Consider the following 26531-nt stretch of genomic DNA (forward strand, 5'->3'; position numbering starts at 1 on the left):
ATACATGAGCCAAACCTCAACTATCATAGAACCGATCGCCGAGACGTCAAAGCTCTCATTGCGCAGGAAGGTGTGAAGATGGCCGCCGCCCAGCCCGACACCTATCAAGACCTGTCGCCGCGCGCGGTGCTGGCGACGGTGATCGGCGTCATGATTGCGATGCTGATGGCCGCCCTCGATCAGACGATCGTGGGAACCGCCATGCCGCGGATCATCTCCGAACTGCACGGCTTCGAGCATTATTCGGCGGTCGTCACCGCTTATATGATCGCCTCGACCGCCATTCTGCCGATCGCGGGCAAGCTGAGCGACGTCTATGGCCGCAAGCCGTTCCTTCTCGTCGGCGTGCTGTGGTTCATGGCGACAAGCGCGCTCTGCGGCTTTGCCGGCGACATGCTGCAACTGGTGATCTTTCGCGCGCTCCAGGGCCTTGGCGCCGGCGTCATGCAGACGATGGCGTTCACCACCATCGCCGACCTCTATCCCCCCGCCAAACGCGGCCGCGTGATCGGGATCGCCGCGTCCGTCTTTGGATTGTCGAGCGTAATCGGACCGTTGATCGGCGGCTTTCTGACGGACGGCCCGGGCTGGCGCTATGCGTTCTACGTCAACCTCCCCGTCGGATTTGTCGCTCTGGCGATCCTCTATTTCTTCTTCCCGCACATCCGGGCGCAAAAGGCGGCGGACTTCCGGATCGACTATGCCGGCTCGCTGTCGCTCGTCGCGTCGATCGTGCCCGTCCTGCTCGCCCTGAGCTGGGGCGGCCGCGACTATGCCTGGGCCTCGCCGACCATCCTTGGCCTGTTGCTGACTGGCGTTGTTTTTGGCGCGCTGTTCTTCGTCGTCGAGCTCCGCGCCGCGCACCCAATCGTCAATCTCGCGCTGTTCCGCAACGCGATCGTCAGCGTTGCGCTATCGACAGCCTTCCTGACTTCGGCCGCGATGTTCGGCGCGGTCCTGTTCATCCCGTTGTTCGTCCAGTCGGTGCTCGGAAGCAGCGCCACCGACAGCGGCAAAATCCTGATGCCGCTCACTTTGGCGCTGTTGCTGACGGCGGTCGTCGCCGGCCAGGGCATCTCGCGGACGGGACGCTATCGCCCGTTCGCGATCGGCGGCGCCGCCATGGGCGCGATCGGCATGTTCCTGCTCTCCAGGATGGACCCGTCCACGAGCTATTTCATGGTGGTGCGCAATGTCGCGATCCTCGGCGTCGGGCTCGGGGCGGCGATGCCGGTCTTCAACCTTGCCGTTCAGAACGCGGTCGAGGCGCGCGTGGTCGGCAGCGCGACCTCGATGGTGCAGTTCGTGCGCTCGATCGGCGGCACGCTGGGCGTCGCCGCATTCGGAAGCGTGCTCGCCAGCGGCTTTGCTCCGGCGTTCCGCCGGGCCCTGCCCGCCGACATCGTCGCAGACGTCTCTCCGCAGCCGATCGCCGCCCTCACCGACGCCCAGCTTTACATGACGTCGGCCGGCGCCAAACAGCTTGAGGCGATCCTCAACGGCTTCGGTCTCAACACCGACGCGATGATCGACGCCGTTCGCCAGGCCGCGCGCATAGCGCTCGCCGGTTCGCTTCGCGACGTCTTCGAGATCGCGGCGGCGCTGCTCCTGGCGGCGACGGCGCTCGCCCTCTTCTTGCGCGAAATTCCGCTTCGCAAGACCAATCAACGCGCGGCGGAGCCGATCGCCGACAATGGCGCGGAATTGCACGGCGCGTGAGGTGTCGATTGTAATCCGGGGGCGGCGATTTGCGGGCGGCTGCGGTCGGCGGTTACGGTGATGGCGTGGACGGCGTCCGCACGGCATCCGGATGATCCCGGAACAGAATTGGGAAGGCCCCACCATGCGTCTTCTTTGCGCGGCGATGCTGCTCAGCGCGCTCGGCATGGGCGAGGCTTTGGCCGAAGACAATGGCGAGAGGCTTTTCCAGATTTTTGAGAGGACGTGCGCCATGAAGCCGGTCTCCGGCGAGGCGCTGGATGCGCAGGCGCGCAGCCTCGGCTACATCCATCAAGATGGTCCCGTCGCGCCCGACGACCTCAAGCGGGACCCTGATGACATCAATTTCTGGAAGCTCTCCGATCAAGGCTCGAACTTCGCCATCGACGCCTATTTCGGAGGGCCGCGCGCGCATTATCAGGTCAGTTGCTCGGTCCACGCCGACAACGTCGACCCCGCCGCCTTCATCGAGCGCCTCAAGCGCGAGACGACATTGCCCGATCCGCAAACGAAGTCCGATCCGGAGACGGGCAAGCTGACCTATGCCTGGACGGCGGAGGCGGACGGCGGCAAGGACAGGCTGGAAGTCGCCGCCTTCAGGAATGGCAGGGTCCTTGTCGCGTTCTCCTACGACGTGATCGCCCGTTAGAGCGCGCGGCGATGGCGCCTTTAATTGACTTGCCGAACCTCTCCCCGCCGCCCTGCGCTGGCCGCGCTCAGCGAGCGCGGCTACAAAGCCGCTCGGCGCGCGTCATTTCAGGGCGATTTGGCGGGGCGTCGGGCAGGCGGCTAAGGGCGCAAGTCTCGGCCGGCCTTGTTCGCGCCATGCGAAACAAGTTATTTCTGAAAATCGAAACCTATGCTAAAGTGCGCCTGATGTCCCACAATCGGGAGGCGCAGTTTGAACCCGTCCGATTCCCCTGCCTTGCCTCAATGTGCGCGCCCAGCCGGGATTGCGAGCCGCGCCGCGACGCGCGGCGGCGTTGGAAAATCAGAAAACATAATTTTACGGTTTTTCACTTGCAAAGCTTTGATTTCCTTGAATCGAACCAGAAAAAGATTTGCAGGCGAGGCTTTCCTGTCTTGCGATATCAAGGGCTTGGCGAAGCGCGCGTTGTGCGATTGGGTGCGGCAAATGCGTTTTCCAGATATTTTATTTGGAGCCGCATCCCCGGCGCCGATCTTCCGCGCCGGCCCAAGCGAAACGGCGCTGGGCTCAGCGACAGCTATCCATTGATTGCATGGAGGCGATTATGCAAACAATGGATAATCCTGCCTCCGATGATCGTCCGTTACGTTGCGAAATCGGGCATGGGCCTGTTGTAGACGCGGTCGCTGACCGCGTTCAGCGCGAAAGCGCTTTTTCGATCACTTGCGGATGAAACGGCGGCGAAGAAGCGCGGCGGACGAATGCTTCGCATTCGCCTAGGGATCAGCGATCGCGCCTACAACGATGGCGGCGCCTCGCCCGACTTATAGGTGACGCTGATCTTGTCGGTGATCGTGTCGCGCAGGCAGTTGAAATAGCGCCCGCAGCCTGACGCATGGCGCCAGCGTTCGGCGTGGAGGCCCTTGTCGTTGACGCGCAGATAGAGGAAGGCGCTCCATTCCTCGTCGCTGGCGGCGGCCGGATGGAGCGGGCGCACGAGATGCGCCTCGCCGCCGTAGCGGAACTCGGTTTCCGGGCGTTCCATCTCGCAATAGGGACAGCGGATCAGCAGCATGGTCTGGCTCTAATGCGCGACCGCCGCCGCCGCCGCCTCATTGATGAGGGCGCCGGTGCGGAAGCGATCGAGGGTGAAGGGAGCATTGATCGGATGGGGCTCGCCGGTGGCGACCTGATGGGCGAACACATGGCCCGAGCCCGGCGTCGCCTTGAAGCCGCCGGTGCCCCAGCCGCAATTGACGAACAGGCCGGGCACCGGCGTCTTCGAAATGATCGGCGAGCGGTCCGGCGTCACGTCGACGATGCCGCCCCAATTGCGCAGCATGCGCAGGCGCGACACGGTCGGGAACATTTCGCAGATCGCCTCCAGCGTCTGCGTCGCGATATGCAGGCCGCCGGTCTGGCTATAGGAGGTATAGGCGTCGGTGCCCGCGCCGATGACCAGTTCGCCCTTGTCCGATTGCGACATATAGGCGTGGATCGTGTTCGACATGACGACGCAGGGCATGATCGGCTTCAGCGGTTCGGACACCAGGGCCTGCAAGGGGAAGGATTCGAGCGGCATCCTGACGCCCGCCATCGCCATGACGACGCTGGTGTTGCCGGCGGCGACGACGCCGATTCTTTTTGTCGCGATCGGGCCCCGCGTCGTCTCAAGGCCGCTGACCGCGCCCGAGGCGTCGCGCGCAATCCCCTTGACCTCGCAATTCTCGATAATGTCGACGCCCAGCGTCGAGGCGCCGCGCGCATAGCCCCAGGCGACCGCGTCATGGCGCGCCGTGCCGCCAGTGCGCTGCAGAGCGGCGCCGACGATGGGATAGCGCATCGAGGGATCGATATTGAGCAGCGGGCAGAACGCCTTGGCCTGTTCGGGCGTTAGCCATTCGTTCTGCGTGCCGGCGAGGCGATTGGCGTAGATATGCCGCTTGAAGGATTGCTCGTCGTGATGGCTATGGGCGATCAGCATGACGCCGCGCGGCGAGAACATGACGTTGTAGTTCAATTCCTGGGACAGCCCATGCCAGAGCTTGTGGGCGTGGCCGTAGATCGCCTCGGAGGGCTCCCACAGATAATTGGAGCGGATGATGGTGGTGTTGCGGCCGGTATTGCCGCCGCCGAGCCAGCCCTTTTCGAGAACGGCGATGTTGCGCATGCCATGTTCTTTGGCCATGTAATAGGCGGTGGCGAGACCGTGTCCGCCCGCCCCGACAATGATGGCGTCGTAAGCGCTTTTGGGCGCGGGCGAGCGCCATTGCTCGGGCCAGCCTTGATGGCCGCCGAGCGCCTGGCGGGCGAGACTGAGATAAGAAAACTTCAAGGCTGGAACGCTCCCTGTGGCCGCAGCGTCGCCAATGGCGCCATGCGCGGGCGCCTTTGTCCAGCCTCTATATGACGCGAGGGGCGATGCGCGCCCCATAATTGTTCAATATGCGCCCCCACTCTTGTCATGCGGCGCCAGGAATAGCCGCGCAGGGCGAAGTTTGCGCTTGGCGTGACGAAATAATGGCTTCAAGATGCAACCGGCAGCCCTGTTCACTGTTTGTTTGGCGATTCCCGGGAGAAGGCTCGCATGGCCTATAATATCAGCGACGATTTTCGCCGTCCCGTGCCATTGGCCCTCGCCGCCGTCGCGATTCTCGGTTGGCTGCTTGTCGCTTATTTCTCCTCGCAGGTCTCCGCCGTTCAGAGCGACATGCGCGACGCGCTCAATCGCGCCGAACATGCGCGGGAGGGCATGGCCGCCGATCTGCAGAATCTGCAAAAAGCGTCCGGCAGCCTCGCCGAAGTGCAAAAACAGGCCGAGGACGCCAAAATCGCGCTATCGGAAGCGACCGCGGCGCGGGCGGCCTCCCAGAACGAGCTGATCGACCTCAACAAGCAGATCACCGACGCCCGCCTCACCGTGTCGGGCGCGCAGGAAGAGGCCAGCGCCAAGACTAAGGATTTGCAGGCCGCCGACGCCAAGGCGAAAGAAGCAAGCGACCAGCTCGCCGCCGTGCAAAGCCAGTTGCAAAGCGCATCGAACGATCGCGACCAGCTTCTCGCCGCCGTCGCCAGCGCCAGAAGTCAATTGACCGATCTGCAGCAGCAGGCGGACGCGGCGGCCAAAAATCTCGCCGACCTGCAAGCCAAGAATCAGGCCGCGCAGCCGACGCCGGACGCGTCAAAACCGCAATGAGACGGGATCGAAACCCGATCGGCTCGACCAGGCTCGGCGCGCCCCGCCGGTCGGCATGGCGTTGGACGCGATGTCTGGCGCGGGCGGGGCTCGCTGGAATTGCGCTTTTCGCCTGGGCCGCGATCGCGCAGGCGCGCAGTCTCGCGCTCGTCATCGGCAACGATTCCTACGCCAACGTCACCGCCCTCAAAACCGCCGTCGGTGACGCGCGCGCGGTCGGCGACCAGCTTGAGAAAATGGGTTTCATCGTCCGGCGCTCCCTGAATGTCGATCAGCGCGCAATGAGCCGCGCGCTGGCCGCATTCGACGCCGAGCTGCAGCCGGGCGATCGCGCCTTGTTCTTTTTCTCCGGGCACGGCTTTGAGATTTCCGGCGCAAACTATTTGCTGCCGATCGACGTGCCGTCCGCCCAGGTCAATCAGGTCGGCATCGTGCGCGACGCCGCTTTTTCCGTCGAAGGCGTGCTCGATGGCGTTCGCAAGAGCGGCGCGCGCCTGACGGTGTTGGTCCTTGACGCCTGCCGCGACAATCCCTTCGCTTCGCCCGGAAGAGCGGCCGCTGGCAGCGGGGGACTGGCGCGCATCGACGCCCCCGAAGGCGTCTTCGTGCTGATGTCGGCGGGCGCCAAGCAGGAAGCGCTGGACCGCTTGTCGGACAGCGACGACGAAAAGAATTCCGTGTTTACGCGCACATTCCTCCGCGAACTCGCCAAGCCGGGGCAAACGCTGGTGCAGATCGCCAAGGCGACCCAGGTGGAGGTGCGCGATCTCGCCGCCACCATCGGCTATGAGCAGACGCCGGCTTATTATGATCAGGTCGTCGGCGATGTCGTCCTCTCGGACGCCTCCTCGGATTCGCCCGTCGCCAGCCCGGCGCTGGTCGCTCAGGCCGCCCCGCCGCCCGTGCGGCAACAGACCGCCGCCCTGACGCCCGACCCGAAGATCGCGGAGGCGCTAAAAGTCGGCGGCCAGGCCCCGATCGCCAATTTCATGCGCTCGAACGCGGGATGGACGGTGACGCTCTCGCTGCCCGAACCTGCGACGGCGATCTCCTACCGCATCGGCGACGCCGGCGAGTTCAAGCCGACAGGGGTCGCGGATTATATCGATCAGCGCACGGGCCAACGCGCGCCCAATCCGTCCTTTCCGCTCTCGAGCAAGGCGGCGGCGACGATCATCCAGGTGCGCTACGAAACGCCCGATGGCGCCTCGGTCGGGCCATTCCCGATCTGGTTCGATCCCGAAGCCGCGCTGTTCCGCGAGCAAAAGCAAATCCTCGAGCAAATGCCGGGCAATTGGGTTGAGTTTCGCGACTTCAACGGAACGTTGATCTATTTCACGACGCTGGTGACCTATCGATGCGCGATCGCTGAACTGCGCTACGGTCTGGACGACGGCAAGCCGCTGCAACGCTACGACTTGCCGGGCTGCAACGCCAAGGACCCGTTCTCCGTGCCTGAAAACGCCAAGCTCTATTTGAAAGCGCCGCCCAAGACCAAATCGGTCAGCCTGCAAATCACCTGGCGCGACGGAACGCAGTCGGAAGTCAGCACAATCGAGCGCAATTGAGCCGGCGGTTGGCGCCCGAATGCGTTCCTTCGCGCCGAAGAAAGATGAAGGGGAGGCCATGAGCGGAGCGATCAGAATCGGCATTGGCGGGTGGACGTTCGAGCCATGGCGCGGCGTTTTCTATCCCGAAGGCCTCAGCCAGAAGCGCGAGCTCGAATTCGCCTCGCGCGCCCTGACCTCGATCGAGATCAACGGCACTTATTATTCGAGTTTCAAGCCGGACACCTGGCGCAAATGGCGCGACGAAACGCCCGATGGCTTCGTCTTCGCGGTGAAGGCTTCGCGCTTTTGCACCAACAGGAAGATTCTCGCGGAAGCCGGCGAATCCGTCGGCCGATTCATCGATCAGGGCTTGACGGAACTCGGCGACAAGCTCGGGCCGATCAACTGGCAGTTCATGGCGACCAAAAAATTCGACGCCGCGGATTTCGGCGCCTTCCTGGCGTTGCTTCCCAAGGAGAAGGACGGCGTCGCCCTGCGTCATGCAGTGGAGGTCCGCAGCCCGACCTTCGCGACGCAAGCCTTCTACGATCTCGCCCGGAAACACGGCGTCGCGATCGTCTACGCCAAGGACGAGGATTTCCCGGAGATCGACCAGCCTACCGCCGATTTCACCTATGCGCGCCTGATGGCGAGCCGCGAGGATATGGAGACGGGCGTCACGGACGGAGAGCTAGACGGCTTTGCGAAACAGGCGCGCGCCTGGGCGAAGCAAGGCGATGTTTTCGCTTATTTCATTTCGGGAGCGAAGGTGCGCAATCCGGCAGCGGCGCAGGCGCTGATGAAGAAGGTCGGGTGAAAAATCACTCCCCTCCTGTGCTGAAAACCTCGATCAGGGGAATTGAGCAAATCGGATTAGCTCAGGATCGAAATTTGCGAGAATGTGAATGTGACCCGGCCAGACTCCGCTTCTCCGCTCGCCCCTCAGAGCCATATATCGTGCGTCCCATCCGGCTCATATCCTGCTCGGTCGGGCAATTTGGTGCGACCGCTTGTAGATGGCATTCCGACCTTTCAGCGCATCGGAGAGGCAATCGACGCCGCGCGCCACAGCATCTGGCTGACGGTGACTTTCTTTGCTCCCGACTTTTGTTTCCCGGACGGCCGCGGCTCTCTGTTCGACGCACTGGACCATGCCGTTGAGCGAGGACTCGATGTTCGGGCTCTTTTCTGGCGCCCTAATCCGGAAAGCAGTGGCTATGGTCGTACCTTTCCGGGGTCACGAGACGATCGAGACATGCTCCGCGCCCGTGGATCGCGATTCCGCATCCGCTGGGATCGCGCGCACAGCGTCTACTGCCAGCATCAGAAGTGTTGGCTGATCGACGCGGGCCAGACCTCTGAAACGGCGTTCGTCGGCGGGATCAACCTGACCGCCGCGAATATGGGATCGCCGGGCCACCTCGGCGAAGGAAAGCGACATGATCTCTATGTCGAGGTGACCGGGCCATCGGCGACCGATGTGCATCACAACTTCGTTCAGCGCTGGAACGAGGCCAGCGAGCGAGAGAGCGAAGGGGGGTGCTGGGGCCATGCCCCCTCGGACGTCCTGTCCTTTCCGAAGCGGATTTCCAAGCCGAGAGGCGCAAGCATCGTTCAAATTCAGCGCATGGTGCATGAGGGCCGCTACGCAGACGGCCACGCCACGCCCGGAGGAAGCCCATACGACATCGCGACCGGAGAACGCTCCATTCTCGAGCAGTACGAGCGAGCGATCGAGGCAGCCCGACGGTCGATCTACATCGAAAATCAGGCAATACCGATTCCGCGGATCGCGATCAAACTTGAAGAGGCTCTAAGGCGTGGCGTGGACGTCGTCATGCTCGTCCCCGCTGAGCCCGAGGATCATGTCCGCGCCGCCCGCCAGAACCCGGCTCGCAGGGATTTCTTCAACCGGATAGACGCGCTCGGCCGGTATGAGAATTTCACGCTTGTGGGAATTGCCGCGCCGGATGAACGAGGCGGGCGCAACAACATCTACGTGCATGCCAAGATAATGCTGGTTGACGATGAATGGGCGACAATTGGCTCATGCAATCTTCATGTCTATTCGCTTTCCGGCCACTCGGAGATGAACGCTGCATTCTGGGATCCAATCGTCGTGCGGGCATTGCGCTGCCAACTTCTATCCGAGCATCTGGACGAGGACACCGCGCATTTGGACGACCACGCCGCTCTTGGACTGTATCGAGAGGCGGCTCATGCCAATCGCATCAGAGGAGAAAGTCGAGATTACAATTGGCGAGGCCTCGCATTCAGCATGGCTCCTGAGGCCTACGGCAAATAATCCTCAAGCTTCAACGTTGGGCAACCGAAACACCGGGAATGGAGACGCTGATTGCTCAGTTTTGGATTAGATATAACCCGTTTGATGCTGCAAAATCTTCGAATTAAATCAATGATTTAATGGCTAACATCTGCGACCCCGTCTTGGCGGGCGCCACTACCCCGCTCGACGCTCCGGAAACAGCGCCGCTAGCCCCTCGCTCGTCGCCGCGCAAACGCCGCGGTCCGTGATCAGCCCCGTCACCAATTCCGCCGGCGTCACATCGAAAGCCGGATTGGCGGCCGGGCTGCCGGGCGCGCTTATCATCACGCGCGCGACCTCGCCGTTGTCGAGCCGTCCCGTCATATGCGTGACCTCGCCGGCATCTCGCTCTTCGATTTCGATTTCACGCAGGCCATCGCTGATCGTCCAGTCGATCGTGGTATGCGGCAGCGCGACATAGAAGGGCACGTGATTGGCGCGCGCGGCGAGCGCCTTAAGATAAGTGCCAATCTTGTTGGCCACGTCGCCGCGCGCGGTGACGCGGTCCGTGCCGACGATGCACAAGTCGACGCGCCCGTGCTGCATCAGATGGCCGCCGGCATTATCCGCAACGATCGTATGCGGCACGCCATGCTGGCCAAGTTCAAAGGCGGTCAGCGCGGCCCCCTGGTTGCGCGGCCTCGTCTCATCGACAAAGACGTGAACGGGCACGCCGCGATCATGGGCCATATAGATCGGCGCCGTCGCCGTGCCCCAATCGACGGTGGCGAGCCAGCCTGCGTTGCAATGGGTCAGGATATTCACCGGCCGGCCGAGGCGCCGGTGCGCATCCTCGATGAGCGGCAGCCCGGCTTGCCCGATGCGTTGGCAAAGCTCGACATCCTCATCGCAGATTTCGCCTGCGCGACGCCAGGCGGCGTCCGCCCGCGCCTTCGGCGCCAGTCCTCCTACAACGCTCCTCACATCGTCGAGCGCGTAGCGCAAATTGACGGCGGTCGGCCGCGAGCGCAGCAACAGGCCATAGGCGCACTCCAGACCGGCGTCGCTCGGATCATGACGCAGCGCCAGAGCAAGGCCATAGGCGGCGGCGGCGCCGATCAGCGGCGCGCCGCGCACGACCATCGAAGCGATGGCATGGACCGCGGCGTCAAGGTCGTCGATGCGCCGTGTCGCGAATCGATGCGGCAGCAGGGTCTGGTCGATGACTTCGACGCCCGCGCCGTCGGCCGAGGGCCAGATGGTGCGATAAGAACGGCCGTCCACTTTCATGCCTTGCGCCTCTGATCGGATTTCTCATGCGCGCCGATCCCGGCGGCGCGCGGACGGGTCGCCATTGCTCAATTATTCAGCAAGCCCTTGGCCAAAGCCACAACATTGTTCAAAAAAACCATCTTTGCGCCCGGCGGCGGGGCTGGCCAATTCTATCGTCACATTGATACTTTCATAGTCCCAGCCGCCCTCGGCTCATCGAGGATTTCGCGTCCGCGCTGGACAGAGCGAAAGAAACCGGCTTTTGTCGGCACAGGCAGCGGCGCGCCCAAAGAAAGCAACAAGATGGATCAGGTCAGCCCCAGCGAAAACCCGAACGCCCCCCACAGCCATCCCGATTCAACGCCGCCGACCGTCGACGAGCTCAAAACCGCGATTTTGGCCAAGCTCACCTATTCGATCGGCAAGGATGTCGTGGCGGCCAGCCAGCGCGACTGGTTTCTCGCCGTCGCCTTCGCCACGCGCGACATCATTGTCGATCGCTGGATGAATTCGACGCGCGAGACCTATGCGGACGATCGCAAACGCGTCTATTACCTCTCGCTGGAATTTCTGATCGGCCGGATGCTGTTCGATGCGATGACCAACCTGTGCATCGTCGAGCCGATGCAGGCGGCGTTATCGCAATTGGGCGTCGACCTGGCGGTTTTGCGCCGTCTCGAGCCCGACGCCGCGCTGGGCAATGGCGGCCTCGGGCGGCTCGCCGCCTGTTTCATGGACAGTATGGCGACGCTGTCGATCGCCGCGCATGGTTATGGCATTCGCTATGACAACGGCCTGTTTCGGCAGATCATCCGCGACGGCTGGCAGCAGGAAGCCCCGGAGGACTGGTTGGCCTTCGGCAATCCGTGGGAATTTGCGCGGCCCGAGAGCAATTATGCGATCGGCTTTGGCGGTCAGGTCGAGGCGGTCGCGGCCGCGGGCGACAAGATGCGCCATGTCTGGAAGCCGGGCGAAACGGTTGAGGCGGTCGGCTACGACACGCCGATCGTCGGCTGGCGCGGCCATCATGTGAATACGCTGCGGCTATGGACCGCGCGCGCGCCCGATCCGCTCCGGCTCGATGCTTTCAACGCCGGCGATTACATCGGCGCCCTCGCCGACCGCGTGCGCGCCGAGGCAATCTCCAAAGTGCTCTATCCCAGCGACGCGACGCCCGCCGGCCAGGAGCTGCGCCTGCGGCAGGAATATTTCTTCGCCTCGGCCTCGCTGCTCGATCTCGTTCGCCGTCATATCAAGCAGCATCGCGACATCCGCTCGCTCGGCGACAAGGTGGCGATCCAGCTCAACGACACGCATCCGGCGATCGCCATCGCCGAATTGATGCGCATTCTGGTCGATCTCAACGGGCTGGATTGGGACGAGAGCTGGGCGATCGCCAAGGCGGTGTTCTCCTACACCAACCACACGCTTTTGCCCGAAGCGCTGGAAAGCTGGCCGGTGACGTTGATGGAGCGGCTGCTGCCGCGCCATATGCAGATCATCTATCTCATCAACGCCATGCACCTGGACAATGCGCGCAAGGCCGGCTTCAACGATCCGGCTGTCTTGTCGTCGGTGTCCCTGATCGACGAGCAGGCGGGCCGGCGCGTGCGCATGGGCAATCTCGCCTTTATCGGGTCGCACAAGATCAACGGCGTTTCCGCGCTCCATACCGATTTGATGCGCAAGACCGTCTTTCATAATCTGAACGAGGTCTATCCTGGCCGCATCACCAATAAGACGAACGGCATTACGTTCCGGCGCTGGCTGATGGAGGCCAATCCCAGCCTCACGAAAATCATCGTCGGGGCGATTGGCGAACGGGCGCTCGACAACGCCGAATTTCTCGCCGAATTGGCCAAGCATGCCGACGATGGCGCCCTGCAGGAGCAATTCGCGCTGGCGCGCCGCGCCAACAAGGTCGCGCTCGGCCGCCTGGTCGCCGAAAAGCTGAATGTGCGGCTCGACCCCGATTCGCTCTACGATGTTCAGATCAAGCGCATTCACGAATACAAGCGCCAGTTGCTCAACATTCTGGAGACGATCGCGCGCTACAATTCCATTCGCGCCAATCCGATGAAGGAATTCGCCCCGAGGGTCAAAATCTTCGCGGGCAAGGCCGCTGCGAGCTACACCCAGGCCAAGCTGATCATCAAACTGGCGATCGATGTGGCGCGCGTCGTCAATTCGGATCCGACGGTGCGCGGCCTGCTGAAAGTCGTGTTCCTGCCCAATTATAATGTGAGTCTGGCCGAGACGATCATTCCCGCCGCCGATCTTTCCGAGCAGATTTCCACGGCCGGCATGGAAGCCTCCGGTACCGGCAATATGAAGATGGGGCTGAACGGCGCGCTCACCATCGGCACGCTCGACGGCGCCAATGTCGAAATGAAAGAACATGTCGGAGACGACAATATCTTCATCTTCGGCCTGACGGCGCACGAAATCGAGGCGGAACGCGCCAAGGGCATCGACATGACGGCGACGATCGCCGCCTCGCCGCTCTTGCGCGAAGTGCTCGACGAACTCGGCTCCGGCGTCTTCTCGCCCGACGATCCTGGCCGCTATCGCGGTCTCGTCGACGTCCTGACCCACCACGACTATTTCATGGTCTGCGCCGATTTCGACGCTTACTGGGCCGCGCAGATGCGGGTCGACGAAATGTGGCGCGACAAGCAACGATGGTGGCGTTCGAGCATTATCAACACGGCGCGCATGGGCTGGTTTTCGTCGGATCGAACGATTGCCGAATATGCCGGGGAGATATGGAACGCTCCGTTCCGTCCGATCGTTTGAGGAATGAGATGGCGCAGGACTGGCAAGCTGACGAAGCCGATGTCGACGCGGTGCTGGCGGCGCGCCAGAGCGACCCTTTCGCGGTGCTGGGGCCTCACGAGACTCCAAAGGGCTGGGCGATTCGCGCCTTTGTTCCTTTCGCCGACAAGGTCAGCGCGGTAGCGCGCGACGGCGCGACAATCGTCGCGCTCGAACGCCGCAAGGGCGATTTCTTCGAGGGCCTCGCCAAGGGCCTCAAAGAGCGCCCGGTCTACCGGCTTGAGGCGGCCAATGCGAAAGGACGCTGGTCTTACGACGACGGTTATTCTTTCGGCCCCGCCCTCGGCCCACTCGACGACCATCTGCTGCTGGAGGGCACGCACCGGCAACTCTATCGCCGTCTCGGGGCCCAGATCACGACGCATGAAGGCGTCGACGGCGTTCTCTTCGCGCTCTGGGCGCCGAACGCGGCGCGGGTTTCGGTCGTCGGCGATTTCAATCAATGGGACGGCCGGCGCTGCCAGATGCGCAAGCGTTTCGATAGCGGCCTCTGGGAGTTTTTCGCGCCGGGCCTCGGCGCTGGCGTCGTCTATAAATACGAAGTCATCGCGCGCGACGGCGCTCTGCAGCCTCTCAAAGCCGACCCGTTCGGCTTCGAGGCGGAGATGCGGCCCTCCACCGCTTCCGTCGTCGCCGATACCGACGACTTTCAATGGAGCGACGCGGCCTATATGAACCGGCGCAAAGAGGGCGAGTTTCGGCGCAAGCCGATGTCGGTCTTCGAAGTTCATCTGGGATCATGGCGGCGCGGCGAGGACGGTTCCTTTCTCACCTATGACCAGCTCGCCGATGCGCTGATCCCTTACGCGACCGATCTCGGCTTCACCCATCTGGAATTGCTGCCCGTCACCGAGCATCCGCTCGACGCCTCCTGGGGCTATCAACCCATCGGCCTGTTCGCGCCAACGCGCCGTTTTGGCGATCCTGCCGGGTTTGCACGCTTCGTCGATCGCGCGCATGCGGCGGGTCTGGGGGTGATCCTCGACTGGGTGCCCGCGCATTTTCCCGTCGATGCGCATGGCCTCGCCCACTTCGACGGCGCGCCGCTCTACGAACATGCCGACCCACGCCGCGGCTTCCACCCGGACTGGAACACGGCGATCTACGATTTCGGCCGAAAGGAAGTCGCCAATTTCCTGCACGCCAGCGCGCTCTACTGGATCGACCGCTTTCACATCGACGGCCTGCGTGTCGACGCCGTCGCCTCGATGCTCTATCTCGATTATTCGAGAAAGGCCGGCGAATGGTCGCCCAATTCCGACGGCGGCAATGACAATCGCGACGCCATCGCCTTTATCAAACGCACCAACGAACTGGTGGGAGGCGGCTTTCCCGGCGCGCTGATGATCGCCGAGGAATCGACGGCCTGGGCCGGCGTTTCAATGCCCGTCAGCGCCGGCGGCCTCGGCTTCCACTACAAATGGAACATGGGCTGGATGCACGACACGCTTGAATATGTGGCGCGCGACCCCATCCATCGGCGCTGGAGCCATGACAAGCTGACCTTCGGCCTGCTTTATGCGTTCACCGAGAATTTTGTCCTGCCGATTTCGCATGACGAAGTGGTGCATGGAAAAGGCTCGGTGATCGGCAAAATCCCCGGCGACGAATGGCAGAAATTCGCCACCGCTCGCGCCTATTACGGCTTCATGTGGGCCCATCCCGGCAAGAAGCTGCTGTTCATGGGTCAGGAGTTTGGCCAGACCACCGAATGGAATTTCGACGACGCCCTGCCGTGGTGGCTGCTCGATCACAAGCCGCATCAGGGGCTGCAGGCCTTCATCCGCGACCTCAACAGGCTCTATCGCGATCTGCCGGCCCTTCACGCGCGCGATTGCGAGCCCGAAGGCTTCCGCTGGATCGTCGTCAACGACGACGAGCAATCCGTCCTCGCCTTTCTGCGCAGCGGCGCCGAAGATGACAAGCCGATTGCGATCGTCTGCAATTTCACGCCCGTGCCACGCCTCGGCTATCGCATCGGCCTGCCTGGCGCTGGACGCTGGAAGGAGATTTTGAACTCCGATTCCGCGATCTATGGCGGTTCAAACATGGGCAATCTTGGCGGCATATTCGCCGAGGCGAGGCCAGCGCACGGGTTTCCCGCCTCCGCCGCCTTGACCCTGCCGCCGCTGTCGACTTTGTTTCTCGAATTCGATCCGCAATAAGGTCGGTCAATCGCTACTCAAAAAAAGAAAATCGGAGGGAAAGGCCATGAGTCCCAGCAAAGCGCCCAAGCAAATATCGCCCGCCCCGCCGTTGTCCCGTCATGCGATGGCCTATGTGCTCGCGGGCGGACGCGGCAGCCGTCTCATGGAATTGACCGACAAGCGCGCCAAGCCCGCCGTCTATTTTGGCGGCAAGTCGCGCATCATCGATTTTGCTTTGTCCAACGCGCTCAATTCAGGCATCCGGCGCATCGCGGTCGCCACGCAATATAAGGCGCATAGTATGATCCGGCACTTGCAGCGCGGCTGGAACTTTCTGCGCCCGGAACGCAACGAGACCTTCGACATATTGCCCGCGAGTCAGCGCGTGTCCGAGACCATGTGGTATCTGGGGACGGCGGACGCGGTCTATCAAAACATCGATATTATCGAGAGCTACGCCCCGCAATTCATCGTCCTGCTCGCCGGCGATCACATCTACAAGATGGATTACGAAAAGATGCTGGTGCAGCATGTCGAATCGGGCGCCGATGTCACGGTGGGCTGCCTCGAAGCGTCGTTGAAAGAGGCGACGGGTTTCGGGGTCATGCATGTCGATGCGAAAGACCGCATTCTTTCCTTCCTCGAAAAGCCGAAGAATCCGCCACCGATGCCCGGCAAGCCCGATGTCGCTTTGTGCAGCATGGGCATCTACGTCTTCGACACGAAACTGCTGATCGAGGAACTCAAACGCGACGCGGCCGATCCCAATTCAAGTCACGATTTCGGTAAGGACATCGTTCCGCATATCGTCGCCAAGGGGAAAGCGGTCGCCCATCATTTTTCACGCTCTTGCGTCTTGTCGACCGCGGAAGCGCAAATCTATTGGCGCGACGTCGGCACGGTCGACGCCTATTGGGCCGCCAATATCGATCTGACCGATATCGTGCCCGATCTCGATCTCTACGACAACAACTGGCCGATCTGGACCTATGGCGAAATCACGCCGCCGGCCAAATTCGTTCACGATGAAGAAGGTCGCCGCGGTTCGGCTGTTTCCTCGCTTGTTTCGGGGGGCTGCATCGTTTCGGGCGCGGCTTTGTCGCGCTCTCTGCTGTTCACCGGCGTGCGCATCAATTCCTATTCGCGCGTCCATGAGGCGGTCATCATGCCCTATGTGGAAATCGGCCGGAACGTCCAACTCTCCAAAGTGGTCGTCGATCGCGGCGTCATCATCCCGGAGGGCCTTATCGTGGGCGAAGATCCGGTGGAGGACGCCCGGCGATTTCGGCGCACCGAGGAAGGCGTCTGCCTCATCACCCAACCGATGCTGGATAAGCTCGACCTATGACCAGATTGAAGGTTCTTTCCGTCGCATCGGAAGTCTTTCCGCTTGTCAAAACCGGGGGGCTTGCCGATGTCGCCGGCGCCCTGCCCGGCGCGCTGTCGCGTGAAAATATCCAGGCGACGACTTTGGCGCCGGGCTATCCCGCGTTGCTCGCCAAACTCGACAGCGCCGAGCCGGTCCATCGCTACGATTCGCTGTTCGGCGGCCCGGCGAGGCTACTGGCCGCAAAAGCTGGCGAACTCAATCTGTTCATCCTCGACGCGCCGCATCTTTTCACGCGAGACGGCAATATTTACGCCGGCCCCGATGGTCTCGACTGGCCCGATAACGCCCAGCGCTTCGCGGCGCTGGCGCGCGTAGCGGCCGATATCGGCAAAGGCGCGGCGACCAGCTTCGCCCCCGACATTGTCCATGCGCATGATTGGCAGGCGGCGCTCGCGCCGGCTTATCTGCATTACGATGGCGGCCGGCGGCCGGGAACGGTCATCACGGTCCATAACCTCGCCTTCCAGGGACATTTTCCCGCCAGCCTGCTCGCCGCGCTCGAACTGCCGCCCGATTCGCTCGTCATCGACGGCGTCGAATATTTCGGCGGGATCGGCTTTCTGAAGGCCGGTCTGCAATTCGCCGATCGCATCACCACGGTTTCGCCGACCTATGCGCGCGAAATCATGACTCCGGAATCGGGCATGGCGCTCGACGGCTTGTTGCGCCGGCGCGCTTCCGCGGTCGAGGGCATTGTCAACGGCATCGATGTCGACGTGTGGAACCCGGAAGACGATGCGCACCTGCCGCAACCTTACAGCGCCGCCCGGATCGATATGCGCGCGACCAACAAGACCGCGCTGCAACGGCGCATGGATCTCGAGCCAAAGGCCAACGCGCCGCTTTTTGGCGTCGTCACCCGCATTTCCAGCCAGAAGGGACTCGATCTCTTGCTCGACGCGTTGCCTGCGCTGGTTGAACAAGGTGGGCAACTGGCTCTTCTTGGCTCGGGCGACAGGGTTCTCCAGGAGGCGTTTGCGCAAGCGGCGCGCGATCATGCCGGCGCGGTCGGCTGCATATTCGAATATGATGAAGGGATCGCGCATCTCGTGCAGGCGGGCTCCGATTTCATTCTCGTCCCCTCGCGGTTCGAGCCTTGCGGCCTCACGCAATTATGCGCCTTGCGCTATGGCGCGGCGCCGATCGTCGCGCGGGTCGGCGGCCTCGCCGATACCGTGATCGACGCCAACGAGGCGGCTTTGGCGGCGGGCGTCGCCACGGGCCTGCAATTCGCGCCGCCGGCCGCCGATCAACTGGCCTACGCGCTAAAGCGGGCCGGGACGCTTTATCAAGACGCCGGCGCGATGCGCCGCCTGCGCCTCAACGGCATGCGCGCCGATGTTTCCTGGCGCGGCCCGGCCAAACGCTACGCCGCGCTTTATCAGGAGATCGCAGCGGCGAACGCCGGCAGCGCCACGGATGCGGCGTGAAGAGCGGACCCGGCGCGCCAGAGCCGCTCGGCGTCACCCTCACCGAAGACGGGATCAATGTCGCGGTCTTTTCCGCGCATGCGAGCGCGATTCATTTCTGCCTGTTCGATGCGGCCGGCGAGCATGAGATCGCACGTATCGCGCTGGCGGGGCGAACCGGCGATGTCTTCCACGGCTCGCTCGAAGGCGTTTTGGCGGGCGCGCGCTACGGTTTTCGCGCCGACGGGCCGTTCGAGCCCGAACACGGCCATCGCTTCGATCTCTCCAAACTTCTGGCCGATCCCCATGCCGCGCTGCTCGATCGTCCTTACAAACTCCATCCCTCCATGTTCGAACGCGGCGCCGACAGCGGCGCCTTTGCGCCTAAAGCAATCGTCGCCGACCTGAAGCCCGTCGAGCCGGGCCGCGCGCGCGTTCCCTGGGCGAGCACGATCCTCTATGAGTTGAACCTGCGCGGCTTCACCCGCCTCGATCCGCAAGTGCCCGAGACGCTACGCGGGACTTTCGCCGGCCTCGCGCATCCCAAGGCGATCGCCCATCTGGCGGGCCTCGGAATCACCAGCGTCGAGATCATGCCCGCCGACGCCTTTGTCGATGAGCGCCATCTGCCGCCTCTGGGGTTGACCAACGCCTGGGGCTATAATCCCGTGATCGTCGGCGCCCCAGACCCGCGGCTTGCGCCGGGCGGCTGGGCGGAGGTGCGGCAGGCGACCGACGCGCTTCATGAAGCCGGACTCGAGGTCATTCTCGACATCGTGCTCAATCATAGCGGCGAGAGCGACGAATTGGGGCCGACGCTGTCGTTGCGCGGGCTCGACAACGCTTCCTACTATCGCCTCATGCCCGGCGATCCCGCGCATTACATCAACGATATGGGCTGCGGCAATTGCCTCGCCCTCGATCGTCCGGCCGTGATGGCGATGGCGATCGACGCGCTGCGGCGCTGGATGGTGCAAGGGGGCGTCGACGGCTTCCGCTTCGATCTCGCGCCCGCCATGGGGCGGCGCGATTGGGGATTCGATCCGCATGCGCCATTGATCGAGGCGCTCGGTCAGGATCCCGTGCTGCGCGGCGCCAAGCTGATCGCAGAGCCCTGGGACATCGGACCGGGCGGCTACCAGCTCGGCAATTTTCCCGAAGGCTGGGGCGAATGGAACGATCGCTATCGTGACGCCGCGCGGCGCTATTGGCGCGGCGATCCCGGCATGCGCGGCGAAATCGCCACCCGCATCGCCGGCTCGCGCGATATTTTCGCGCATGCCGCCGCGCCATCGCAAAGCGTCAATTTCATCACCGCCCATGATGGCTTCACGCTGAGCGATCTTGTCTCCTACGTACACAAGCACAATGAGGCCAATGGCGAGGGCAATCGCGACGGCTCCGACGACAATTGCTCCTGGAACCATGGCGTCGAGGGGGCAAGCGACGACCCGAAAATCGTCGCGGCGCGCACGCGCGACGCGCGCAATCTCCTCGCGCTGCTGTTTGTCTCGCGCGGCGCGCCCATGCTGTCGATGGGCTCGGAAATCGGCCACAGCCAGAATGGCAACAACAACGCCTATGCGCAGGATAATGCGATTTCCTGGCTGGACTGGAGCAAGGCCGATCTGTCGCTCTACGCTTTCACGCAAAAGCTGATCGCGACGCGGCAGGCGCATGCCGCTTTGTCCAACGATGCCTTTCTGACCGGCGGCCCATTTGACGCCACCGCTTTGCGCGATGTCGAATGGCGGGAGGCCGAAGGCGAACTGACGTCGCCCGCGCAATGGCAGGACGGGGAGGCGCGCATCCTCGTCGTCGTGTTCGCCAGCCCGATGGAGGAAGGAACCGACCGCGTCGCCGTCGTGCTCAATCGGGGCGACGCCGAGGCGATCGTGCAACTGCCTTTGGCCCGCGAGCGCATGAGCTGGCGCGTCCTGATCGACACGAGCGACGCGGAAGATCAGGCCGAATGGGATGTTTCGCACGACGATCGCCTGATCGCGCCGCCGCGCGCGACCCTGATCGTCGCGGAGATCGCGGCGCCGCACCGCCAGCCTCCTGTTCGCAAAGCAGACGCGCAGCTTATCGGCACATTGGCGCGCACAGCGGGAATCGCGCCCGATTGGTGGGATGTCGCGGGATCGCATACGATCGTCGCCGACGACACCAAGATCGCTCTGCTTGGCGCTCTGCGCCTGCCCGCTTCCTCCCACGCGCAGGCGTTGGAAAGCCTGCACAGAATCGTCGACGAACGCGAGGCGCGCGCCATCCCGGCTTCGATGGTCGGCCGCCTCGATGTCCCGCTCTTTTTGCCTCTGCGCAGCGATGCGGCGGCGCCTGTGCGCCAGGTCGATCTGCGGATCGAGGCCGAAGACGGGCGCAGGATCGAACTACGTTCGGGCGAAGAACATATCCGCCGGCGCATCTTGTCGGATGGGCGAGAGGTCAACGAACGCAGCGTCGCGCTGCCCGCGCTGCCGATGGGTCGCCATCGCCTGTTCGCCGACGACGAAATGGCCTGCGAACTGACGATCGCCCCGCACACTGCCTATCTGCCGGAAAGCGCGCGGCGCCGGCGCTTTGGCTTCAGCGCGCAACTCTATGCGCAGCGCCGCGACAGCGCGCCAGGCGCGAGCGACCAGGGTATCGGGGATTTCACGACGCTTGGGCTGCTCGGCGAAGCGGCGGGGCGAGTCGGCGCCGCGGCGCTCGGCGTCAATCCGCTGCATGTCCTGTTCGCCGGAGATCGCGAACGGGCGAGCCCCTATCATCCCTCCGACCGGCGCTTTCTGGATCCCATCCATATCGATGCGCTGGACGGCGCCGACCTGCCCAGCGATGAGGTTTTAGCGGCGGCGATCGGCGATCGCGCCGATGCGATCGACAAGGCGTCGAGCGCCGCTTCAGTCCAATATGAATCCGTCTGGCGCCTCAAGGAAGGTTTGCTGAAAGCACGCTGGGCCACCTTCGAGCGGGCGCGCATCGCGCAGCCGCATGATCCGCTGTTTGCCGATTATGCGGCGTTCGTCACAGCCGGCGGCGAGACTTTGCGCCGCTTCGCGATCTTCCAGGCGATCGCGCAGGAACGGCCCGGGGACTGGCGCAACTGGCCGCAGGATTTACGAAGCGGCGATGCGGAGGCCCTCAACGAAACGGCGAGCCAAAGCAGCGACAGCGTCGCCTTCGCTCTGTTCGCCCAATGGCTGGCCGACCGGCAGTTTGCCGCCGCCGCCGCGCGCGCCAAAGCGGGCGGCCTTGAATTTGGCTTTTATCGCGATCTGGCCGTCGGGGCCGCGCCCGACGGCGCGGAGGCCTGGGCGCGCGCCGATGAACTGGCCGAAGGCGTATCGGTCGGCGCGCCGCCCGATCCTTTTTCGGCGAACGGCCAGAACTGGCATTTGCCCCCGCCCGATCCGTTGGCGGGCGCGCGCGAGGGTTGGCGCGGCCTCTCTTCGCTCTATGCCGCAAACATGCGTCATGCCGGACTGCTGCGCATCGATCATGCGATGGGTCTGGCGCGGCTGTTCGTGATTCCGCATGGCGCGAAAGCCGCCGCGGGCGCCTACGTCGCCTATCCCCTCGACGATTTGATCGGCCATATCGCGCTGGAGAGCCAGCGCAACAATTGTATGGTCGTCGGCGAGGATCTCGGCACGGTCCCCGAGGGCTTTCGCGAGACCATCGCAAAGGCCGATATTCTGAGCACCCGCGTTTTATGGTTCGAGCGCCGCGGCCGCGAGTTCATCGCGCCGCAATCCTATCCCGCCCTCGCCGTCGCCTGCGCCAGCACCCATGACCTGCCGACGCTCGCGGGCTGGTGGGGCGGCGCCGACATCGCAGAAAAAGCGACGCTCGGACTTCTGAGCGCCTTCGACGAACAGCAAGCGCAGACCGCCCGCGCTCAGGAAAAGCGCGAACTCGCCGATGCGCTGATACAGGCCCAACTGATCGCCGAGGCGCCGGACTTCGAACTGCCGCTGCCCGATTCGCTGGCCGGCGCGGTCCACGCCTTTGTCGCGCGGGCCGCCTCGATGCTGGCGACCGCTCAGATCGACGATCTCGCCGGCGAAACGGTCGCGACAAACCTGCCTGGCACGGATCGCGAAAGGCCGAATTGGCGCCATCGATTGAGTCTCGGCGTCGAGGCCTTGTTTTCAAGCCGGCGCGCCAAGGCGATCATCGATGCGCTCGCCGCCGACCGGCGATAGAGATTCCATCCCCCTTGTTGGGGTGGGAGAAAAACATTTCGGCCGACAATGAACCGCGTCACGCTCAGCTTCGACAATGGCCCAACGCCCGGCGTGACCGAGCGGGTCTTGAGCATTCTGGAGCGAGCCAGAATCAAGGCCACGTTCTTCGTCATTGGCAAGAAGCTGGATGACCCGGCCGCCGTCGCGCTGATGCGGCAGGCCCATGCCGCCGGCCACTGGATCGGCAACCATACTTTGACGCATTCGATCGCGCTCGGCGACCGACCCGACGCCGCTTACGCCGCGACGGAGATCGGCGAGACGCAAAAGCGCATCGGGGCTCTCTCGCATCCCGACAAGCTTTTCCGCCCCTACGGCAAAAGCGGCCTGATCGGCCCGCATCTGTTCAGCAGGGCGGCCAGGTCGTATCTGCTGGAACAGCGCTTCTGCGCGGTTCTATGGAACAATGTGCCGGGCGATTGGAAGGACCCCGCCGGCTGGGTGGATCGTTGCGTCGCCGACGTGCAGGCGCAGGATTGGTCCGCCATCGTGCTGCACGACGTCGCCAACGCCTGCCTTCCGCGTCTGCCGGAGCTGCTCGACCGGCTCGCCAATTCTGGCGTCGAATGGCGGCAGGAATTCCCGGAAAATATCGTCATGACGCGCGGCGGCGCATGCATCAATCTGCCCGCCGCCTATATCGCGGATTAAAAGTCTTCCGCCTCGTATTCGCGATGAACGTCGTGAGCCAGGATTCCCGTGCCTGGCGGCGGCATGGCGAGCCAGTCTTTTCGCGTCAGCGTCCGCTTGGTGTCGAGATAGCCGCTCTGCCAATGCTCCCGCATCGAGGTGCCCGAAAACTCGTAGTCCTTGGCGTCGCCCTCATAGGCTTTCTGCTGGTAGATCAATTGCAGGATCGTCATTTCCGGAAGCGTCGCGAGCCTGTCGCGCATCACGCGCTCCTCCTCGGTCAGCTTGTCTTCTGGAACCTTGATCAGCGCCTGATAGGCGCGTTTCTTCCAACGCTGGAGACGCTTGAACATGTCGGTGGTGTTGCGGGTGCGGGAGGAATACATGATGTCCTTCTGCCGTCCCGCCACATCCTGGATGGTGCGCGGCAACGCGCCGCGCGCGCTGAACAGATCGACCTGGAAGATGAGCGAGTTGAGGCTGTCGTCCTGGGCCAGCAGATGCTGCAGCGGCGTGTTGGAGACGAGGCCGCCATCCCAGAAATAATCCGTGCCGATGCGCACGGTCGGGAAGGCCGGCGGCAGAGCGCCGCTCGCCATCACATGCTCGGGCTCGATGCGGGTCGTCGCATTGTCGAAATAGACGAAATTGCCCGTCAAAGCGTTGACCGCGCCCACCGAGAAGCGGCGCGACGCATCGTTCAAGAGATCGAAATCGACAAGCTCGAGCAGCGTCTCACGCAGCGGCGCCGTATCGTAATAGCTCGTCGCGTCCGCCGCGCCCGCCGGGCTGAGCCACGGACTGATGCGGCGGGGCTCGAAGAAACCGGGCTGGCCATACATCATCGTGAACCACGAACTCATCGCGTTGCGGGCCTGCCGGTAGACGTCGCCGTCAGGCGTATAGTGCCAGACCTTGCGGGCGGTGATCCGGTCCCAGAAGGCGTGCAGGCGCTCCAGCCGCCGCTCCGGCGGATTGCCGGCGATCAGCGCCGAATTGATCGCGCCGATCGATACGCCCGACACCCAATCGGGCTCGAGGCCCGCCTCGTGCAGCGCCTGGTAGACGCCCGCCTGATAGGCGCCGAGCGCGCCCCCGCCCTGGAGAACGAGCGCAATCCGGTTGCATCGTTCGGGGCGCCAGCTTGGCGCCGGCGCGCTGGAAAAATCCAGGGATTGCGCAACATTCATCGTGAGGACTCCGGACGTATGGCGTTCGCCGCGACGTGAAGCGCGCGGGCTGCCAGTGTTGTGCTTCAAGATTCGATTTATCAGCAACGACGGCGCTGATTAAGGGCGCGACCGTAAGCTGGCGATCAATACGAATTGATGACGGCGCTGAAATGTTCGCCGTCATCGCTCTGTCAGCAAATGTTCGTCATCCCGTCAAATCCGTCAGCAAGGTAGCGGCGTGTTTTGCGCCGGTCGCGTCCCCGCGCATCGGCTGACGGGAGAACCATCATGATGCTGCAAGGCAAGTCCGCCATCGTCACGGGATCGACCAGCGGCATTGGTCTGGCGATCGCGCGCGCCTACGCCAAGGACGGCGCTAATGTGATGATCAACGGCTTTGGCCCCGCCGATGCGATCGAACGCGAGCGCGCCGGGATCGAAAAGGAATTCGGCGTCAAGGCGCTGTATTCGGGCGCCGACATGTCGAACGGCGCCGCCATCGCCGGCATGGTCGCCGAGGCGCAAGGCGCGTTCGGCGCGGTCGACATCCTCGTCAATAACGCGGGCATCCAATTCGTCGCGCCGATCGAGGAATTTCCGCTTGAGAAATGGGATCAGATCATCGCGATCAACATGTCCGCCGCCTTCCACGCGATCCGCGCGGCGCTGCCGGGCATGAAGGCGCGCAAATGGGGCCGCATCATCAATACGGCTTCGGCGCATGCGCTCGTCGCCTCCCCGTTCAAATCGGCCTATGTCACCGCCAAGCACGGCATCGCGGGGCTGACCAAGACGGTCGCGCTCGAAGCGGCGACTTTCGGCGTCACCGCCAATGCGATCTGCCCCGGCTATGTCTGGACGCCGCTCGTCGAAAAGCAGATCCCCGATACGATGCAGGCGCGCAACATGACCCGCGAGCAGGTCATCAACGACGTGCTGCTGCATGCCCAGCCGACCAAGCAATTCGTCACCGTCGAAGAGGTCGCCGGCCTCGCCCTCTTCCTCTGTTCGGACGCCGCCAAATCGATCACCGGAGCCATCCTGCCGATCGACGGCGGCTGGACCGCGGAATAAGCGAGGGACATCCGATGAAAGCCGAAGACATTCTCCAGCTTCGCTCGACGCCGCTGGCCAGCCCGAGCTACCCCGCCGGTCCCTATCGGTTCGTCGATCGCGAATATATGACGATCACCTACGAGACCGACCCGGCTTTGATCCGCGAGCATCTGCCCGAGCCGCTCGAACCCAATGGCGAAAACATCGTCGTTTATGAATGGATCAAAATGCCGGATTCCTCCGGCTTCGGCGACTATACCGAATCCGGCCTCGTCATTCCCTGCAAGCTCAACGGCGAGGACGTCAGCTACGTCTCGCAAATGTATCTCGACGACGAGGCGCCGATCGCCGCGGGCCGGGAAATCTGGGGCTTTCCCAAGAAATACGCCCATCCGAAGCTGCAGCTCGTCAAGGACACGCTGACGGGCACGCTCGAATATGCCGGCCAGCAGGTCGCAATGGGCACGATGGCCTATAAGCACGATTCGATGGCGGGCAGCAGCGAACGCACGAAGGCCGCGCTCGCCAAGACGCAGATCAACCTCAAGATCATTCCCGGCGCGCGCGGCGACGCGGAAATCTGCCAGCTTGTCGCACTCAACATCGAAAACATTACCATCAAGGGCTCATGGAGCGGCCCGGCGCGCCTCCATCTCGTCCCGCACGTCCACGCCCCCGTCGCCGACCTGCCGGTCAAGCGCATCATCGGCGCCACCCATTTCATCGCCGACCTGACGCTGCCCTACGGCCGCGTCGCGCATGATTATCTCGCGAGAAGGTGAGGCGGGGCGTATCTGGTTGCTCCGCCGCCAGCGTCGCGCCGCCCCTCATCCGGCGCTGCGCGCCACCTTCTCCCCGCTACGCGGGGCGAAGAGAAACGCGCGCCCCTTCGCCCCGCGTAGCGGCTACGGGATTCACACGAGTGATTTGCGTTGAGCGATTGCATATCCTTCGATCAAGTCGGCCAATCGTCGCCATCCCTCAGCC

19 protein-coding genes are annotated in these 26531 nt (G+C 63.5%); 15 read left to right on the forward strand and 4 right to left on the reverse strand.

Translation table 11 applies throughout. From position 1 onward, the window contains the following. Window positions 1-78 precede the first annotated feature (78 nt). The 3 genes from GSQ90_RS08955 (at window position 79) to GSQ90_RS08965 (ending at window position 3045) form a co-directional block, all read left to right on the forward strand. Window positions 79-1719 (forward strand): MDR family MFS transporter, encoded by a 1641-nt coding sequence (locus GSQ90_RS08955; RefSeq protein ID WP_158814476.1) that lies wholly within the window; start codon window positions 79-81, stop codon window positions 1717-1719. A gap of 124 nt (window positions 1720-1843) precedes the next feature. After that, window positions 1844-2368, forward strand: coding sequence for a hypothetical protein (locus GSQ90_RS08960; protein ID WP_158814477.1), 525 nt, complete (start codon window positions 1844-1846; stop codon window positions 2366-2368). Between the two features lie 176 nt (window positions 2369-2544). Beyond that, entirely contained in the window at window positions 2545-3045 is a 501-nt protein-coding gene (locus tag GSQ90_RS08965) for a hypothetical protein (protein ID WP_158814478.1), read from the forward strand. A gap of 119 nt (window positions 3046-3164) precedes the next feature. Here GSQ90_RS08965 and GSQ90_RS08970 read toward each other — a convergent pair whose 3' ends face one another. Next, window positions 3165-3443, reverse strand: coding sequence for a sarcosine oxidase subunit delta (locus GSQ90_RS08970; protein WP_158814479.1), 279 nt, complete (start codon window positions 3441-3443; stop codon window positions 3165-3167). Between the two features lie 9 nt (window positions 3444-3452). Further along, the gene (locus GSQ90_RS08975) at window positions 3453-4703 is read right to left on the reverse strand and encodes a sarcosine oxidase subunit beta family protein (protein WP_246731489.1); all 1251 of its coding nucleotides are present in this window, start codon (window positions 4701-4703) and stop codon (window positions 3453-3455) included. Between the two features lie 252 nt (window positions 4704-4955). Between GSQ90_RS08975 and GSQ90_RS08980 the strand changes: the two genes are divergently transcribed. From GSQ90_RS08980 to GSQ90_RS08995, 4 genes are all read left to right on the forward strand, one after another. Further along, window positions 4956-5564, forward strand: a complete 609-nt coding sequence (locus GSQ90_RS08980) for a hypothetical protein (protein ID WP_158814481.1) — start codon at window positions 4956-4958, stop codon at window positions 5562-5564. Beyond that, the gene (locus tag GSQ90_RS08985; protein WP_158814482.1) at window positions 5561-7132 is read left to right on the forward strand and encodes a caspase family protein; all 1572 of its coding nucleotides are present in this window, start codon (window positions 5561-5563) and stop codon (window positions 7130-7132) included. The genes GSQ90_RS08980 and GSQ90_RS08985 overlap by 4 nt, the downstream gene beginning before the upstream one ends. A 58-nt stretch (window positions 7133-7190) precedes the next feature. Then, window positions 7191-7931, forward strand: coding sequence for a DUF72 domain-containing protein (locus GSQ90_RS08990; RefSeq protein WP_158814483.1), 741 nt, complete (start codon window positions 7191-7193; stop codon window positions 7929-7931). Between the two features lie 183 nt (window positions 7932-8114). Further along, a complete protein-coding gene (locus GSQ90_RS08995; RefSeq protein ID WP_158814484.1) occupies window positions 8115-9419 on the forward strand; it encodes a phosphatidylserine/phosphatidylglycerophosphate/cardiolipin synthase family protein in 1305 nt (434 codons plus the stop codon). Window positions 9420-9575: 156 nt separating this feature from the next. On the opposite strand, the gene mtnA is transcribed toward GSQ90_RS08995, so the two are convergent. After that, on the reverse strand, window positions 9576-10670 hold the full coding sequence (mtnA, locus tag GSQ90_RS09000; protein WP_158814485.1) for an S-methyl-5-thioribose-1-phosphate isomerase: 1095 nt from the start codon (window positions 10668-10670) through the stop codon (window positions 9576-9578). Window positions 10671-10955: 285 nt separating this feature from the next. On the opposite strand from mtnA, the gene GSQ90_RS09005 reads away from it, so the two are divergent. Genes GSQ90_RS09005 through GSQ90_RS09030 form a run of 6 tightly spaced genes read left to right on the forward strand, consistent with a single transcriptional unit; the run spans window position 10956 to window position 23337 of the window. Continuing rightward, complete coding sequence (locus GSQ90_RS09005) at window positions 10956-13448, forward strand: glycogen/starch/alpha-glucan phosphorylase (protein ID WP_158814486.1); 2493 nt, start codon at window positions 10956-10958, stop codon at window positions 13446-13448. An 8-nt stretch (window positions 13449-13456) separates the two neighbouring features. Further along, window positions 13457-15652 (forward strand): 1,4-alpha-glucan branching protein GlgB, encoded by a 2196-nt coding sequence (gene glgB / locus GSQ90_RS09010; RefSeq protein ID WP_158814487.1) that lies wholly within the window; start codon window positions 13457-13459, stop codon window positions 15650-15652. A 46-nt stretch (window positions 15653-15698) separates the two neighbouring features. After that, window positions 15699-16982 (forward strand): glucose-1-phosphate adenylyltransferase, encoded by a 1284-nt coding sequence (gene glgC / locus GSQ90_RS09015; protein ID WP_158814488.1) that lies wholly within the window; start codon window positions 15699-15701, stop codon window positions 16980-16982. Next, the gene (glgA, locus tag GSQ90_RS09020; protein WP_158814489.1) at window positions 16979-18454 is read left to right on the forward strand and encodes a glycogen synthase GlgA; all 1476 of its coding nucleotides are present in this window, start codon (window positions 16979-16981) and stop codon (window positions 18452-18454) included. Before glgC ends, glgA begins: the two co-directional genes overlap by 4 nt. Continuing rightward, the gene (glgX, locus tag GSQ90_RS09025) at window positions 18451-22644 is read left to right on the forward strand and encodes a glycogen debranching protein GlgX (RefSeq protein ID WP_158814490.1); all 4194 of its coding nucleotides are present in this window, start codon (window positions 18451-18453) and stop codon (window positions 22642-22644) included. Before glgA ends, glgX begins: the two co-directional genes overlap by 4 nt. A gap of 48 nt (window positions 22645-22692) precedes the next feature. After that, entirely contained in the window at window positions 22693-23337 is a 645-nt protein-coding gene (locus GSQ90_RS09030; protein ID WP_158814491.1) for a polysaccharide deacetylase family protein, read from the forward strand. Here the strand turns inward: GSQ90_RS09030 and GSQ90_RS09035 are convergent. After that, on the reverse strand, window positions 23334-24506 hold the full coding sequence (locus GSQ90_RS09035; protein WP_158814492.1) for a patatin-like phospholipase family protein: 1173 nt from the start codon (window positions 24504-24506) through the stop codon (window positions 23334-23336). The two genes, GSQ90_RS09030 and GSQ90_RS09035, sit on opposite strands and share 4 nt — an antisense overlap. Window positions 24507-24776: 270 nt before the next feature. Here GSQ90_RS09035 and GSQ90_RS09040 point away from each other — a divergent pair, with 270 nt between their 5' ends. Then, entirely contained in the window at window positions 24777-25562 is a 786-nt protein-coding gene (locus tag GSQ90_RS09040; protein ID WP_158814493.1) for a 3-hydroxybutyrate dehydrogenase, read from the forward strand. A gap of 14 nt (window positions 25563-25576) precedes the next feature. Then, window positions 25577-26326 carry an acetoacetate decarboxylase gene (locus tag GSQ90_RS09045; RefSeq protein ID WP_158814494.1) on the forward strand — a complete coding sequence of 250 codons (750 nt, stop codon included), beginning with the start codon at window positions 25577-25579 and terminating at the stop codon, window positions 26324-26326. The last annotated feature ends 205 nt before the right edge of the window (window positions 26327-26531 follow it).

Source organism: Methylocapsa sp. S129, assembly GCF_009765995.1.
In the GTDB taxonomy this organism is placed as follows: Bacteria; Pseudomonadota; Alphaproteobacteria; order Rhizobiales; family Beijerinckiaceae; genus Roseiarcus.

Coding starts and splice junctions, on each gene's coding strand:
- mtnA (WP_158814485.1), bottom strand. CDS start 10,670: ATGAAAGTGGACGGCCGTTCTTATCGCACCATCTGGCCCTCGGCCGAC.
- GSQ90_RS08965 (WP_158814478.1), top strand. CDS start 2,545: ATGCGAAACAAGTTATTTCTGAAAATCGAAACCTATGCTAAAGTGCGC.
- GSQ90_RS08960 (WP_158814477.1), top strand. CDS start 1,844: ATGCGTCTTCTTTGCGCGGCGATGCTGCTCAGCGCGCTCGGCATGGGC.
- GSQ90_RS08955 (WP_158814476.1), top strand. CDS start 79: ATGGCCGCCGCCCAGCCCGACACCTATCAAGACCTGTCGCCGCGCGCG.
- GSQ90_RS08980 (WP_158814481.1), top strand. CDS start 4,956: ATGGCCTATAATATCAGCGACGATTTTCGCCGTCCCGTGCCATTGGCC.
- GSQ90_RS08985 (WP_158814482.1), top strand. CDS start 5,561: ATGAGACGGGATCGAAACCCGATCGGCTCGACCAGGCTCGGCGCGCCC.
- glgB (WP_158814487.1), top strand. CDS start 13,457: ATGGCGCAGGACTGGCAAGCTGACGAAGCCGATGTCGACGCGGTGCTG.
- glgC (WP_158814488.1), top strand. CDS start 15,699: ATGAGTCCCAGCAAAGCGCCCAAGCAAATATCGCCCGCCCCGCCGTTG.
- GSQ90_RS09040 (WP_158814493.1), top strand. CDS start 24,777: ATGATGCTGCAAGGCAAGTCCGCCATCGTCACGGGATCGACCAGCGGC.
- GSQ90_RS09030 (WP_158814491.1), top strand. CDS start 22,693: ATGAACCGCGTCACGCTCAGCTTCGACAATGGCCCAACGCCCGGCGTG.
- GSQ90_RS09045 (WP_158814494.1), top strand. CDS start 25,577: ATGAAAGCCGAAGACATTCTCCAGCTTCGCTCGACGCCGCTGGCCAGC.
- GSQ90_RS08990 (WP_158814483.1), top strand. CDS start 7,191: ATGAGCGGAGCGATCAGAATCGGCATTGGCGGGTGGACGTTCGAGCCA.
- GSQ90_RS09005 (WP_158814486.1), top strand. CDS start 10,956: ATGGATCAGGTCAGCCCCAGCGAAAACCCGAACGCCCCCCACAGCCAT.
- GSQ90_RS09035 (WP_158814492.1), bottom strand. CDS start 24,506: ATGAATGTTGCGCAATCCCTGGATTTTTCCAGCGCGCCGGCGCCAAGC.
- glgA (WP_158814489.1), top strand. CDS start 16,979: ATGACCAGATTGAAGGTTCTTTCCGTCGCATCGGAAGTCTTTCCGCTT.
- GSQ90_RS08970 (WP_158814479.1), bottom strand. CDS start 3,443: ATGCTGCTGATCCGCTGTCCCTATTGCGAGATGGAACGCCCGGAAACC.